The 13,720-nt window shown below is 38.4% G+C and carries 17 protein-coding genes and 1 other RNA gene; all 18 read right to left on the bottom strand.

The window, feature by feature from the left end; genetic code table 11:
• Positions 1–2 precede the first annotated feature (2 nt).
• Entirely contained in the window at positions 3–458 is a 456-nt protein-coding gene (gene rimI / locus FFM55_RS01505) for a ribosomal protein S18-alanine N-acetyltransferase (RefSeq protein ID WP_042491887.1), read from the bottom strand.
• Positions 442–1,026 carry a ribosomal protein S18-alanine N-acetyltransferase gene (rimI, locus tag FFM55_RS01500; RefSeq protein ID WP_042491888.1) on the bottom strand — a complete coding sequence of 195 codons (585 nt, stop codon included), beginning with the start codon at positions 1,024–1,026 and terminating at the stop codon, positions 442–444. The genes rimI (FFM55_RS01505) and rimI (FFM55_RS01500) overlap by 17 nt, the downstream gene beginning before the upstream one ends.
• The gene (gene tsaB, locus FFM55_RS01495; RefSeq protein WP_042491890.1) at positions 1,010–1,735 is read right to left on the bottom strand and encodes a tRNA (adenosine(37)-N6)-threonylcarbamoyltransferase complex dimerization subunit type 1 TsaB; all 726 of its coding nucleotides are present in this window, start codon (positions 1,733–1,735) and stop codon (positions 1,010–1,012) included. The genes rimI (FFM55_RS01500) and tsaB overlap by 17 nt, the downstream gene beginning before the upstream one ends.
• A gap of 232 nt (positions 1,736–1,967) precedes the next feature.
• Positions 1,968–2,960, bottom strand: a complete 993-nt coding sequence (galE, locus tag FFM55_RS01490) for a UDP-glucose 4-epimerase GalE (RefSeq protein WP_137600397.1) — start codon at positions 2,958–2,960, stop codon at positions 1,968–1,970.
• 38 nt (positions 2,961–2,998) lie between these two features.
• On the bottom strand, positions 2,999–3,742 hold the full coding sequence (locus tag FFM55_RS01485; protein ID WP_042491894.1) for an acyl-[acyl-carrier-protein] thioesterase: 744 nt from the start codon (positions 3,740–3,742) through the stop codon (positions 2,999–3,001).
• Positions 3,742–4,620, bottom strand: coding sequence for a 16S rRNA (cytidine(1402)-2'-O)-methyltransferase (rsmI, locus tag FFM55_RS01480; RefSeq protein WP_042491895.1), 879 nt, complete (start codon positions 4,618–4,620; stop codon positions 3,742–3,744). The genes FFM55_RS01485 and rsmI overlap by 1 nt, the downstream gene beginning before the upstream one ends.
• On the bottom strand, positions 4,617–5,621 hold the full coding sequence (gene holB / locus FFM55_RS01475; protein WP_042491897.1) for a DNA polymerase III subunit delta': 1,005 nt from the start codon (positions 5,619–5,621) through the stop codon (positions 4,617–4,619). Before holB ends, rsmI begins: the two co-directional genes overlap by 4 nt.
• Before the next feature lie 9 nt (positions 5,622–5,630).
• A complete protein-coding gene (darA, locus tag FFM55_RS01470; RefSeq protein WP_042491899.1) occupies positions 5,631–5,960 on the bottom strand; it encodes a cyclic di-AMP receptor DarA in 330 nt (109 codons plus the stop codon).
• A 14-nt stretch (positions 5,961–5,974) separates the two neighbouring features.
• A complete protein-coding gene (gene tmk / locus FFM55_RS01465; RefSeq protein WP_137600396.1) occupies positions 5,975–6,619 on the bottom strand; it encodes a dTMP kinase in 645 nt (214 codons plus the stop codon).
• A 133-nt stretch (positions 6,620–6,752) separates the two neighbouring features.
• On the bottom strand, positions 6,753–7,016 hold the full coding sequence (locus tag FFM55_RS01460; protein ID WP_042491902.1) for a YaaL family protein: 264 nt from the start codon (positions 7,014–7,016) through the stop codon (positions 6,753–6,755).
• Positions 7,016–7,615, bottom strand: coding sequence for a recombination mediator RecR (recR, locus tag FFM55_RS01455; RefSeq protein ID WP_042491904.1), 600 nt, complete (start codon positions 7,613–7,615; stop codon positions 7,016–7,018). Before recR ends, FFM55_RS01460 begins: the two co-directional genes overlap by 1 nt.
• A 26-nt stretch (positions 7,616–7,641) precedes the next feature.
• Entirely contained in the window at positions 7,642–7,950 is a 309-nt protein-coding gene (locus FFM55_RS01450) for a YbaB/EbfC family nucleoid-associated protein (protein ID WP_042491906.1), read from the bottom strand.
• A 24-nt stretch (positions 7,951–7,974) separates the two neighbouring features.
• Positions 7,975–9,708, bottom strand: coding sequence for a DNA polymerase III subunit gamma/tau (dnaX, locus tag FFM55_RS01445; protein ID WP_137600395.1), 1,734 nt, complete (start codon positions 9,706–9,708; stop codon positions 7,975–7,977).
• A gap of 183 nt (positions 9,709–9,891) precedes the next feature.
• An RNA gene (gene ffs, locus FFM55_RS01440) (signal recognition particle sRNA small type) lies at positions 9,892–9,977 on the bottom strand.
• A 17-nt stretch (positions 9,978–9,994) separates the two neighbouring features.
• Positions 9,995–10,525: a nucleoside deaminase gene (locus FFM55_RS01435; protein ID WP_042491909.1), complete on the bottom strand. Its 531-nt coding sequence runs from the start codon at positions 10,523–10,525 to the stop codon at positions 9,995–9,997.
• Positions 10,503–11,120: a class I SAM-dependent methyltransferase gene (locus FFM55_RS01430; protein ID WP_042491910.1), complete on the bottom strand. Its 618-nt coding sequence runs from the start codon at positions 11,118–11,120 to the stop codon at positions 10,503–10,505. The genes FFM55_RS01435 and FFM55_RS01430 overlap by 23 nt, the downstream gene beginning before the upstream one ends.
• A gap of 12 nt (positions 11,121–11,132) precedes the next feature.
• Positions 11,133–12,098, bottom strand: a complete 966-nt coding sequence (locus FFM55_RS01425; RefSeq protein ID WP_137600393.1) for an alpha/beta hydrolase — start codon at positions 12,096–12,098, stop codon at positions 11,133–11,135.
• 98 nt (positions 12,099–12,196) lie between these two features.
• On the bottom strand, positions 12,197–13,693 hold the full coding sequence (gene abc-f / locus FFM55_RS01420) for a ribosomal protection-like ABC-F family protein (protein WP_042491913.1): 1,497 nt from the start codon (positions 13,691–13,693) through the stop codon (positions 12,197–12,199).
• Positions 13,694–13,720: the final 27 nt, after the last annotated feature.

Here is a 13,720-nt window from a genome sequence, read left to right as displayed (position 1 = left end):
ACTTACTCCTTTGATCTTATTGGTAATTGCAACATCATCAGCACAGCATCTTCAACAGGATGATTATAATATGCTTTTCGTTTGCGATATGTCTCAAAGCCTAAACGACGATATAAACGTTTCGCGCCCTCATTACCATCACGTACTTCTAATAACACCGTTGTTTGCGCTACAAACATATTAAACCATGTTCTTAATAATAACTCGCCAAGATGTTGTTTTTGATAAGCCTGCATAATTGCAACATTACTAATGTCTAATACACCATCTAAGTAGGTACCTCCTACAAAACCGATTAATCGTCCTAGGTCATCAACCATCCCCAAATAATACGTATATTCATTTAGTAATTCTGTTTGAAATGTTTTAAGCTGCCATGGTGACCCATTCAAATAAGCATCATCAGCTACTTGAAATAACTGTTGGGCCGTTAATTCTTGTTTATTTAAGAAGTTCATGATCGTTATGATCTCCTAATATTTGTGCCATATCAAACGCATCCTCATCATTTTCCCCATAGTAATGCGTTTTGCGTCGAACAACTTGAAATCCTAGTCGTTCATAAAGGGCTTTTGCTGCGACATTTGATACACGCACTTCTAATGAAATACGATGAAAATCAAGTTGCTGCGCAATGGTCATCATATACATCACCAAAAAAGTCCCAATCCCTCGATTTTGCCAATGGGGTGCTACCATAATGTTGGTAATATGTACTTCATGAATTCCCATACGAAAAGCACCACCAATAAGTGCAACTAATGAACCCGTTTCCGGTTGACGAACAACCACATACAAACGATCATTCGTTCGTTGTAATTCTTCCGTAAAAACTTCCAAAGGCCATTGCATTTCACCCTGATATGCATTTTCTTGTAATGCAATTATATCAGCCAAATCAGATAACTGTGCAGGCATTAAATCAAATTCAAAATCTTTAATCACAATTTTTTGCCGAAAACGCTGCATACTTTCTGGCACTGGCTGTTTGACCAGTTTCAACCACTCTTTAAACTTTTTCCACATAGGTGTGTCCACCTTTGTCATTAGGATGTGCTTTCGCCCAATCAGCTTCAGCCTGTGATAGCCGATGATATTGCGGCACAAATTGATGAATATCATTCATATTTGTTAATTTATGACCGTCTTTAGCTAATTGTAGACTGTTTGATGCATGTGGTAAATTATCACTCGCAAATTTTGCCTGCGGAAAAGCTGTTTTTAATTGCATTTCAAACCGTTGCCATTCTCCAACAAATACAATATCTTGTTGCGGATTAACTAAAGCTGCTTGTAATTTATCAAGATTCATATGAGCATCAGGTTGTACAACCGTTAAATGGCCTGCTTGCCATTGATATTGGGCAGCATAAATATTTTGATTACGTGCATCCATAATAGGTACAATCACAACGTTGTCATCATTAACATTACTAGCCAACAGTGCCAAACTTGAAATACCTGTTAACGTTAAGCCAAGTGTAAATGCTAATGTTTTAGCTGTCGTTACTGCAATTCGCAAACCTGTGTATGATCCTGGTCCTTGACTAACAATCACATTATCTAAATCTTGTGGTGTCCAATTTACTTGGCGCACCAATTCGTCAATAAATGGTAATAATTGTGTGGAATGATTTCGTTTTATATTAGTTTCACGTTGGTCAATTAATTGGTCATCTTCAAATAATGCCACGCTCAAAGGTTGATTGCTTGTATCAAAAGCAATGGTTTTCATATCACCTAACTCCTTTATTTGTAAAATACTATTATTCATTTTACCGCAAATTTAATAGAACTACACATTTATTACATTGATAACGAGCACTGAACACCTCATATCATATTTTTGATTTTGATGATGACAAAACACAGGCTCATATACATGTAAGTATATCTAAAAATAACACTATATTAAAGGCCGCCAAATTCAAGAGAATTCAGCGGCCTTTTGTTTAACTTAATTTTAATTAACGGTCTTCATAACCATTTGGATGCTTTTGTAGCCAGTTCCAAGCCGTACGAATAATTTCTTTGACATCATCATACTTTGGTTCCCAACCTAGCACTTCACGCGCCTTAGCTGATGAAGCAACTAATGAATCTGGGTCTCCTGCACGTCGAGGTCCGATCTCAGCTGGAATTTCCTTACCTGTTGCTTGACGAGCTGCTTCAACCATTTGCTTAACTGAGAAACCATTTGCTGATCCCAAATTAAATTGATTTGAATCATTTCCCTTAGCTAAGTAGTCTAATGCCAACACATGAGCGTCTGCCAAATCCATTACATGAACGTAATCACGGACATTAAAACCATCTGGTGTATTATAGTCATCACCAAACATCATAATCTTTTCACGTTTTCCAAGCGCCGTTTGCAAAATAATTGGTACGAGATGGGTTTCTATTGGATGATCTTCTCCAATAGAACCATCAGCTTTTGCACCAGCAACGTTAAAGTAACGTAGTGCCACCCACTTCAAACCATAAGCTTGATCAGCCCATTTCATAATGTGTTCCATTTGAAGCTTTGACTCACCATATGGATTAATTGGATTTTGTGGCGTTGTTTCCTTAATTGGATTTTCTTTAGCCACACCATATGTTGCAGCAGTTGATGAAAAGACAATTTGCTTAACATCAAAATCCAACATTACTTCAAGCAAGTTAATCATACCGTAAACATTATTATCAAAGTACTTCAATGGTTGTTCCACTGATTCAGGTACAATTGAAGATGCTGCAAAATGAACAACTTGATCAATATTTTCTTTTTCAAATACTTCAGTTAATGCTGCCTTATCACGAATATCAACTTCGTAAAAAGGTACCCCCTCTGGTACAGATGAACGATGACCTGTTAATAGATTATCAACGACAACTACATCCCGCTTTGCAGCTAATAATGTAGCCACCATATGAGAACCGATATAGCCAGCTCCCCCCAATACTAATACGGACATTTTTATTCTCCTTATCGTCTTAATATCTTTAGTTTAGCTTAAATATTTACTAACGTCCAATCAATTGTTGCTTCTGCTGAAACAGTTTCCCCAAACATAATACGATGCTTTGTCGTATTGCCAACGACTTGTACTTCAGATTTCACTTGATTTCCTGGCAAGACTTCATGTTCATACTTAATATTCATTGCCGTTGGTTCATGACTGGTTAAAAATTCTAGTGGCAAGACATCTACCATCCAGTCAGCATATTTAGAATTATTCACATGATGATTTGAATCAATATCTAAGTAGCGAACTTCATATTCTTTTTTATAATCAATTGCTTGTGACTCATCAAATTCACTAACATCTGCTAAACGTGGAATCTTACGGACATGTTCCGGTTGATATGCCTCAGCCATATCTTTTGGAATACGCGCTAACTTACGCTTATCCATGTCAATCATTGAAAACAAGCTTTCCATAACAACCAATTCATGATCATCTGCATCAAGCAAACGATATTGACGACGAGCAAAGAACGGATTAAACTGCTTAGCCGTTGTTGCTAAGATGATTTTTTCACCATCTTTTGGTCGACGCTTAATCGTGACTACCTGCTGCAACACAACCCAACCAACGCCTTTGTCATGAGTATAATCAGGGCCAATTCCTAATTCTATCGCTTGTTGCGTTGAACTAAGAATCGCTAAATTATAAACCATTGGCAAACTTAATTTGCCAGTTACATCAGCTTCATAATATACGACGTCATGTGGCATCCGGAATTCTACAGCCATTACTTATTTTCTCCTTGATATTGTAAATACAATGTTTGACGGTCTAATGCACGTTGTTTAGCAATTTGCTTAATAGCTGCTGTAGGCTTTAGACCCTCATCAACCAATGCTTGCACTGCTTGCACTGAAGTCATTTCAGCTAAAGGATCTACCTCCTCTACTTGTTCAGCTTGGTCATTACCTGCTACTAAAACAACAAATTCACCGCGAACCTCGTTCTCATTAGCCCAAGTGACTAATTCAGCAACTGTTCCCCGTAAAAACTCTTCGTAACGTTTTGTTAACTCACGAGCTAGCACAACCTGGCGATCCGGGCCAAAGGCTGTTGCCATTGCCTTTAAGGTCTTAGCCAAACGATGTGGTGCTTCATAAAAAATCATTGTTTCTTGATGCACCTTTAACGTTTCTAATTCATATCGTTGTTCTTTGGGCTTACGTGGTAAAAAACCATAAAACATAAATGGTTGTGGGGCTAGCCCTGACGCAATTAATGCTGTAATCCCAGCACTAGCACCTGGAATTGGGACAACTGGAATATCAACTAAAATAGCAGCTTTCACTAATTCATGTCCTGGATCAGATATCGATGGCATCCCTGCATCGGATACTTGAGCAATACTATCGCCTGCCTGTAGCCGGGCAACTAATTCAGGAATACGATTTTCTTTGTTATGCTCATGAAAGGAAATTTGCTTCGTATCAATATCAAATTGGTTTAATAATTGTTGTGTATGCCGCGTATCTTCAGCTGCAATTAAATCAACTGATTGCATCACTTCAATCGAACGATTAGTCATATCACCTAGATTACCAATTGGCGTAGGCACTAAATATAAGGTTCCCATTGTCTGGGTGCCAAAACTCTTTTGTTGTTTCATGTTAAACCTGCTAACTTAAATTGACTTTCTAATATGGTGGCTTCTAAAGTTGTTTGAAAACTAATATTTTTTTGTAATTTTTGTGGGGCTGCTAACACAATGTTAACGACAGCCAGCAACGTGGTTTCATCGTATCGTTTTACTAGCTGTGTCCAATCTTTAGCAAAATGATTTGTTTGAATACCAGATTTTGTTAACAGAATATCTCGCCAAACCTGTGCAAACATCATCAAAATAGTTTGTTTATCTGCTTGTTCACCTGCTAAAGCTAAACAAGTTGTTTGTACCTGTGTAAATGCTTGGTTAGAATTCTCTAACATCGCAATTGCTAATGTTGAAACCGCCTCACTTACTTGCGTAAACCAATCATCAATCAACCAGTCTTTAGCAACTTGCGCGCTATCTGTTAATGATTGCACTAACGGTATTTGATTATCTGCATATCCCATATTACGTAGTACCACTTTAAATTGTTGTGGACTAACATTAGTAAAATTAATAACCTGTGTTCGTGAAACAATTGTCGGTAATAATTGGGCTTTATTTTCAGCAATTAAAATGGCCGTCTGACCTGGTGCTGGTTCTTCAATAAATTTTAACAAACCATTCGCTGCACTACTCGTCATTGTATCAGCACCGTTAATAATAAAAATCTTCTGTTGTCCTTCAACCGCAGTTTTAGTAAATTCTTCTTTCAAAAAACGTACTTGATCAACTTTAATGCTTTTACCATCCGGTTTTATTTCAATCACGTCAGGGTGTTCATGATTGGTAATTCGTTGACATTGATGGCAAGTACCATCAGGTTGTCCATCTTCATCGATATTCGGACACATTAAACGCATTGCTAACCAGTCAGCCACCAATGTTTGTCCCCGCCCAGCTGGACCCGTAAACAAAAAAGCGTGAGCAAGTTGTTGACTTGCTGACGCCTTTTGTAGTTGCGCAATTAATCGTGGCTGTAAGTCATTGACACGCGCAATTAATTCTTCAGCATCCATGAGCACCTCTTAAAAACGGTGGAATTGCTCAATGTCTTGAACAAAGACTGTTGCACCACCAACTTGAACTTCCATTGGCGTTGCAGCCGTTGATTCCATTGCAACATCAAGACTAACTGCTGGCGTCATAAATTGCTTACGTGTGTGTGATGTTTCTTCAATCAAATCAAGTACTTCTTGAACACGGTCATCTTCAACACCAATCATAAATGTTGTGTTTCCAGAACGAAGAAATCCTCCAGATGTTGCCAAACGGGTTGCACGTACGTTTGCCTTGACAAACTTACCACCTAATTTATTCGCATCTTTATCTTGTACAATTGCAATAATCATTTTCATAATGTGAAAACCTCCTATTCCTGGATACCAAGTATTGGCATCAGTGCTGTCCATGTATCTGAAATAACAGTTGCTAAGTCTTGCTCAGCATCAATAATTAGAAAGCGTTCCGGGGATTGTGCAGCCAATTGATGATATGCATCAGCTACCCGTTTGTGAAACGACAACGCCTCAACATCCAAGCGATTAATTTCATCTTGACGATGCTCTTGAATTCTTTGTAAGCCAATTTCTGGTCTAATATCCAAATAAACCGTTGCTGTTGGCATCACACCATTCGTCGCAAATTGATTAATCGTTGTCACAGCATCTACACCTAGACGACGTCCTCCACCTTGATAGGCAATCGAACTATCTAAATAGCGATCACTAATGACCACCTTGTCAGCTGCCAACGCTGGTAATACCGTGTCTACCAAATGTTGACGACGAGATGCTGCATACAACAATGCTTCAGTCCATGCATCCATGCTAGGTAAATTTGGATTTAATACCAAGTCACGAATTGCCTCAGCCACCGGGCTTCCCTGTCCACCCGGTTCTCTAGTTAAAACGAGTTTCTCATTTAACAAAGGTGTTAGCCGTTCTACTATCGCGCGTAAGACTGATGTTTTCCCTGCACCTTCAGAACCTTCAAATGTAATAAATGTCCCAGACATGTATTTCACCACTTTCTAATCATCATTTGTTTTTAATTATAACCTAAAAAAGAAGTCGACACAAAATAGCTTCGACCTCTTTTTCGTATAACCATCAATAAATTTCATTATTTATACAAAATTTATTATTTTTTCATTTCTCGGGATGAACAAAAGCTGTGGACCAATGACCTTTCATACCACGTTGTCGAGCCGCCCGTAATAAGAAAAAATACTTTTGCTTAGCAAGTGCTGTTTCGGATTTAATCATACTTGGGGCAATATCGCTTTCAAACATAGCCCTCTCAGAAATACGTGCTTTTTCATAATCATACTTAGCGTGTTCAATTGCCTGATTCAAACGCTCATCGTAAGCTTTAGCATCAAATTTAGGACGCTTACTTCGTAATTTAAACATTACAATTGCGTCCTCCCTTCAACCGCCTTAATCAAGGTAATTTGATCAGCGTAATCAATATCACTACCAACCGATAAGCCCGTTGCGAGACGAGATACTTTCAAACCAGCTGGTTTTAACAATCGTGATAAGTACATCGCTGTCGCTTCACCTTCGGCATTGGCATTAGTTGCAACAATAATTTCTTGAATCGTATCGTCTTTTTGTAAGCGATTGACTAACGCCTCAATATTAATATCATCAGGTCCCTTACCTTCAAGTGGTGATAATACCCCGTGTAGCACGTGATACAGTGCTTTATATTCACCGGTATTTTCAATTGCCATTAAATCTTTAACTTCTGCCACCACTAAAACCGTGCTTTGATCACGACTATTATCCGAACAAATAACACATGGATCTGTTTCCGTTAAATTCCCACATATTGAACAAAAATGTAAATCACGTTTTGCCGAAATCAAAGATTGCGCAAAACTTGTTACATCTTCTTCAGGCATATCAATCGTAAAAAATGCTAATCGCGTCGCCGTCTTTATCCCGATACCTGGTAATTTTGTATAACTATCAATTAACTTCGCAATTGGCTCTGGATACTGCATACAGCCGCCTTCTTTCTATTGGTATGTTAGAACATACCCTTAGGAGCAAATTGACCTAAACGCTTTTGTTGGTCTTGTTCGATTTGCTTCAAGGCATCATTAACGGCAACCAACACCATATCTGCTAAGCCATCAACATCTTCAGGATCAACAATATCTGCGTTAATTTGTAAATCTTTCAACTCACGATCACCACTAAATGTTGCCAAAACTAAATCAGATGGTGCATGCCCAACGTAATCTGTTTGCGCAATGGCAGATTGCTCATCTTCCATTTGCTTTTGCATTTTCTTAGCTTGCTTCATCATTTGTTGCATATTTTGTCCACCGAACATTATTAATTCCTCATTTTCTTTTATTTAATCATCTACTTCTTCAACAAGTGCTTCATCAAAGATGTTTTTTGCTTCTGTTATTAAATTATCTGCCTGTTCTACTGGCTGATCAATTGCCGGTTCATCCGAAATTTGTGTTGCCATTTCATCAGGTATGGGTTGTGCTTGTGTGTGTTGATTTGGCAGTTGTGCAACGTATTTAGCTCGTAATTGTTGCCAATCATCACTTGTAATAAATACCAGTTGTCGCTCATTAGCTGCTTGCGTTAATTCACGAATTTGCGTCACCATCGTTTGCAATAGATCGTTTTTTTGCATCGCATTATGCCGAATAATATCAAAATTAAAAGCAACAACTAAGCCACTAGCAGATGCTGCTACTGGTCGTGACACATTTAACATCGCTTGCTCAGAAACCGGCAGCATATTTACCATGTCTGCCCATACTGCCGTTATGCGATTTAAATCACCACGTGTTGCTTCAGCTAACACCTTAAAGACCGATGTCTGATCTTCACTCACATGAACAGTAACTGCTGGCTTATGTGATATTTTGTCAGTCTTTGGCTCAGTGGTTGGCTCAGATTCGGCCTCTACTGGCGCCTGCTCAACTATTTTGGTTGCTGCCGTTTTTATTGGCTGTTTCTTCGAGTCTGGTGTCATCGACGTATGTTGAACAACTGTTGTAATTGGCTGACTAAGCTTTACGGTTAATACCTCTAAATAAATAGCTGGGCGATTCGTGAAACGTAACTGCTGTTGTGTTTCATTCAATTGATCAATCATATTATACCAAAGTAACGCTTCTTGCTCTTGCGCTAACTGCATAAATACTTCATCGGGTACCAACGTTACTAATTCAGGCGCTTGCGTGTAGAGTAATAAATCACGTGCATAACTAATTAAGTCTTCAACAAAACGGTTAGCATCTTTACCAGCATCCAACACTTCAGCAAGTTTGGCCAATGCAGCCTTGGTATCTTGCTGTACCACTGCTTGTACATACTGCCCTAACAAGGTTTGCGTAACGGAACCCGTTACCAGCAAAGCATTTTCCAATGTCACATGGCCATCCCCAAAAGATAATGCCTGATCAAGAATGCTTAAAGCATCACGCATACCACCATCAGCTGCATTAGCAATGACATGTAAAGCTGCTTCATCGTAGGTATTACCACGTTCATTTAAAATGTAAACCATTCTCTCAAATGCTGCTTGGGCATTAATTCTTTTAAAGTCAAACCGTTGCGTTCGTGAAATAATCGTAGCCGGAATTTTTTGTGGTTCAGTCGTTGCTAAAATAAAAATAACATTGGCTGGTGGTTCCTCTAATGTTTTTAACAGGGCGTTGAACGCTCCCGTTGATAACATGTGTACCTCATCAATAATGTATACTTTATACTTTGCTTGCGTTGGTGCGTAGGTAACATCTTCGCGAATTTCACGGATTTCATCAACCCCATTATTTGATGCGGCATCTAGTTCAATGACATCACCTAATGTACCTGCATCCATGGCCTGACAAATCTCACAAGTACCATCTGGTTCACCATCGACTGGATGCAAACAATTAATTGCCTTGGCAAAAATTTTTGCTGCCGACGTTTTACCAGTCCCCCGAGGACCATTAAACAAGTAAGCGTGGGTTGTTTGCCCCGTAATAATGGCATTTTTCAATGTTTTGGTCACGACTTCTTGACCAATCATATCGCTAAATTTTTGTGGACGCCATGTCCGATATAAAGCTTGATATGCCATGACTTGTGACCCCTTTTCTATCAGTTTTTACTCCTGATTTATGTGTGTAACTATCATTACCAATAATATCAGAAAAAGCGTTTTACGAACAGACACATTTAAACAAACCTAGTCTGAGATTACATGCCAATAATAGACAAAAAAGAGGTTAGAACAATTTGTTCTAACCTCCGCTAATTTACTTAAGAAGTGAAGCACAATACACGGTCTCCTTAGTGCTGCTGTCTTCCGACCCTGACACAATTCGAAGTGCATACTTGCCCCACAAACTATATTATAGCAAGAACTAAAGATTTTGACCAGCTTTTTTATCAGCCAATTGCCGTGCTTTTTTAGCTGCTTTTTTTCGTTTTCGCACATCTTTGAAAAAGGTTTTCAAAAGCGCACTTGCTTCTTGATCACGAACACCTGCATGTACATTTACTTGATGATTTAAGCGCTCATCAGTCAATAGTTCATACATTGATGTGACACCACCACCTTTTGCATCATCCGCACCATAATAAACATCTGTGATACGCGTTTGTTGAATTAAACCTGCACACATAATACAAGGCTCTAACGTTACAAACAGTTGGGCTTCAGGTAACCGCCATGAATGTTGCAAACGATTTGCTTCTAAAATAGCTTGGTACTCAGCATGTTGACTACCATCTTGTAAGTGTTCACGTAAATTAAACGCCCGACTAATAATTTGCCCATTTTGTACAACAACTGCACCAATTGGCACTTCACCAATTAATGCTGCCTTGCGTGCTTCATGCAAAGCTTCACCCATAAAATACTGAATTTGATTAGCTGTTAGTGGTACCGACATACGTACTCTCCAAAATGTAATACCCTTTATCTTTGGCAATGGTTTGTACATTTCCAAATAATTGAGCCATCAATTTTTTAGCAGATGGTGCCCCTTGCTTCTTTTGCAAAACAACGGTTAATGTGCCGTCCGGTACCAAGTGATCAGCTGCACCAGTAATCATGTCAGTTACAATTTGCTTACCAGCTCGTACTGGTGGATTAGTTAAAATAGCTGCAAACTTGCCGTCAACATTTTCATAACGATCAGATTGCACAACTGTAATTTGTTGCTCCACATGGTTACGTTGTGCATTTCGTTGGACTAATTCAGCTGCCCGTGAATTAATTTCGGCTGCAACAAACGCCCGTTCTGGCAATACTTTAGCCAAACTAATCGCAACTGGTCCGTAGCCAGCTCCTAAATCAAGAATTTTTCCAGCCGGGATATCTCGATTAAAGGCAGTTAACATTGCTCGTGTCCCATAATCAACGGTTCCTTTGGAAAAGACCCCAGCATCAGTTGTAAAAGTTAAAGCATGATCCAACAAATCAAATGTCCAGGTATGTTCGTCATGGGCCGTAGTTGGATTAGCTGTATAATAATGTTCCGGCATAATACTCCTCTTTTAATTAAAATATTTTTGTAAAAATTTTTGAACTGTTTTTTCATATTGAACCGGATTAGTCCGATAGGATTCTACATGAGCAGCACCCGGTACAAGGTATTTTTCCTTAGGACCATTAGTTGCCTGATAAACGGGTGCCATAAACTTTGTTGGCACAAATTTATCATTATCACCATGAATAAATAACATTGGTCGTTTATTATTAGCTAACAACTTTTCAGCATCTGCCTGGTGATAACTATAACCTGCCAAAACCTTTGAATAACCTGATACAACTGGAATTAACACATTTGCTAACCATTTAGGTAAGCCATACATATTACCGGCTTCATAATGTAATTCATCCGCAACTGATGTATATCCTGAATCTTCAATATAAGCTTTTACTTGTGATGGTGGATTCATACCCGATAACATCATAGTCGTCGCTGCTCCCATTGAAGCACCCATGACCAAAATTTCACTGTTTTTACCATCTTTAGCAATAATCTGGTTAATCCATCCTTGATAATCTTTAGCATCCAAGTAACCAAAGCCAATATACTTACCTTCAGATTTACCTGATGCGCGATCGTCTGGCATCAAAACATTATACCCAAAACGATGGAACATCTCACCATATGGCGCCATTGCTTTATGATCAACCCCAAAGCCATGAATAACGATGACTGTTTTATTTGTTTTTTTTGCAGCAGGCAAGTAATTTCCTACTAGTTTAGTACCATCTTTGGCTTTTAGATGCCATTCCTTTGTATCCGCAGCTAGCCACTTTTCTTGCTGAGCATAGAGTGGATTTTTTTTGCTAACTAAACCACTACCCACAAAATCTTTTTTAGCCCTTACTTCGGCAACATGGAAGAAATAGCCTCCTGCACCCAAAATAGCTGCGCCAACCACGACAACCAGCGTAGCGACCGCCGTCCATACCTTGCGTTTTGTTGACCATTTTTTATGTTGTTTTATCATCTTTAAATCCTTATCTTGTCCCTATCAAACTTACTCAAGATATTATAGCACAAGGGCTTAATGGCTTTATTTATCACGATGAATTTCATAATTTATCTTTATTCGTGGTGCAGCTTAATCACTTGTGTGGCGATATTATTCAAAAATGTTTCATCGTGTTCAACTAGCAACATAGTCGGTTGCACTGATTGAATGACTTCCTCCAATTGTTCCCGATTAAAAACGTCCAAATAATTTAAAGGTTCATCCCAAATAAATAAGGTTGCCGGTGTCGCTAATGATTTGGCCAATTCGACACGTTTTCGCTGTCCCATACTCATATTTTCAATACGCGTATTGAATATGTGACGTTCCAAACCCAATTTATGTAAGTTGTTTAATAATATTTCGTAAGATAAGTGATGTTCAGCTGCAAATTCTGCCAAAGTCCCTGTATTATCTTCATAATTTTGACGCACATAACTAATACGTATATTCTCTGGCATTGTTATTTCACCAGCAATTTGACCAGCAAACATTCCCAATAAATAATGAATAATTGATGTTTTACCCGAGCCATTATTTCCTTGAATAGCCAGCCTTTCACCTTTTGCTAGTTGAAAAGAAATTGGTTCAAATAATGATTGTTCATAAGCTAATTGCAGATTTTTAACACTGATTAGTGTTTTATGGTAGCTCGGTTGATAATTCATGATTAACCGATCAATGGTTTCAATTTCTTTAAGCAATTGTTCCTTAGAAGCAATTTTACTTTCCATATGGCGCACTAATGTTTTGGAACGCTTCATGGTCCGTGCAGCACGCGCACCAATCGCGCCACGGTCAAAAATAGCACCACTGCCTTCAACGTGACGATTACCAAATTTTTCTTTTTCACGACCACGTGACCACTCTGCTTTTTCACTTGCTGTTTGCTTTAAACGGCCAATTTCTGTTTGTAATTTTTTATTCTGATCTAATTCGTATTGATCACGTCTAGACTTTTGTTCTTCATAGGTCGCAAAATTCCCCTGATAGCTTATTAATTGCTGCTTTTCAATTGCAATCACATGGTCCACGACTTCATTAACGAATGCACGATCATGACTAACTAAAATAAAACCTTGCTTCTTATTTTTTAAATATTGGGCAATCTGTTTCCTTGATTGCTGATCTAAATGATTAGTTGGTTCATCAATTAGTGGAAAATGCTCATGATCACTAAACAATAATCCCAATAAAACTTTTGTTTTTTCACCACCGGATAGGCTAGCGAATGGTCGCCATAAAACAGCAGCATCCGTTTGCATTAACCGCAGTTCTTTTTCAATCTGCCAAATTTCAACGTTCGCGACTTCATTTAATACATCATAAGTTAATTGACTAGCATCTTTAATTGATTGTGGAAAATAGTTAAAACTGACTTGATGTGTAATCGTGCCTTGATAGGGGTACATGCCACGTAATAAATTTAACAATGTTGTTTTACCACGACCATTTCGCCCAATTAATCCCAATTTCCAAGACACGTCAATTGTTAAATCAGCTTTTTCAAACAAAGATTGCGCCTGATTATCAAAACCAAATGTTAATTGTTTTAATTCAATAGTACTCAAATTGTCACCTCACTTTAAGAATTCAGG

It is taken from the genome of Weissella sagaensis (assembly GCF_005405285.1).
GTDB lineage: Bacteria > Bacillota > Bacilli > Lactobacillales > Lactobacillaceae > Weissella > Weissella sagaensis.
Note: the sequence above shows the minus strand (reverse complement) of the source record. Positions and strands in the feature narration are given on the sequence as shown.

Coding starts and splice junctions, on each gene's coding strand:
- holB (WP_042491897.1), bottom strand. CDS start 5,621: ATGGATGCTGAAGAATTAATTGCGCGTGTCAATGACTTACAGCCACGA.
- FFM55_RS01450 (WP_042491906.1), bottom strand. CDS start 7,950: ATGTTCGGTGGACAAAATATGCAACAAATGATGAAGCAAGCTAAGAAA.
- tmk (WP_137600396.1), bottom strand. CDS start 6,619: ATGTCTGGGACATTTATTACATTTGAAGGTTCTGAAGGTGCAGGGAAA.
- rimI (WP_042491887.1), bottom strand. CDS start 458: ATGAACTTCTTAAATAAACAAGAATTAACGGCCCAACAGTTATTTCAA.
- tsaB (WP_042491890.1), bottom strand. CDS start 1,735: ATGAAAACCATTGCTTTTGATACAAGCAATCAACCTTTGAGCGTGGCA.
- FFM55_RS01485 (WP_042491894.1), bottom strand. CDS start 3,742: ATGGCTGTAGAATTCCGGATGCCACATGACGTCGTATATTATGAAGCT.
- FFM55_RS01425 (WP_137600393.1), bottom strand. CDS start 12,098: ATGATAAAACAACATAAAAAATGGTCAACAAAACGCAAGGTATGGACG.
- rimI (WP_042491888.1), bottom strand. CDS start 1,026: ATGTGGAAAAAGTTTAAAGAGTGGTTGAAACTGGTCAAACAGCCAGTG.
- dnaX (WP_137600395.1), bottom strand. CDS start 9,708: ATGGCATATCAAGCTTTATATCGGACATGGCGTCCACAAAAATTTAGC.
- FFM55_RS01435 (WP_042491909.1), bottom strand. CDS start 10,525: ATGTCGGTACCACTAACAGCTAATCAAATTCAGTATTTTATGGGTGAA.
- darA (WP_042491899.1), bottom strand. CDS start 5,960: ATGAAAATGATTATTGCAATTGTACAAGATAAAGATGCGAATAAATTA.
- FFM55_RS01460 (WP_042491902.1), bottom strand. CDS start 7,016: ATGTTTAAATTACGAAGTAAGCGTCCTAAATTTGATGCTAAAGCTTAC.
- rsmI (WP_042491895.1), bottom strand. CDS start 4,620: ATGAAACAACAAAAGAGTTTTGGCACCCAGACAATGGGAACCTTATAT.
- recR (WP_042491904.1), bottom strand. CDS start 7,615: ATGCAGTATCCAGAGCCAATTGCGAAGTTAATTGATAGTTATACAAAA.
- FFM55_RS01430 (WP_042491910.1), bottom strand. CDS start 11,120: ATGCCGGAACATTATTATACAGCTAATCCAACTACGGCCCATGACGAA.
- galE (WP_137600397.1), bottom strand. CDS start 2,960: ATGTCCGTATTAGTATTGGGGGGAGCTGGCTATATCGGTTCTCATATG.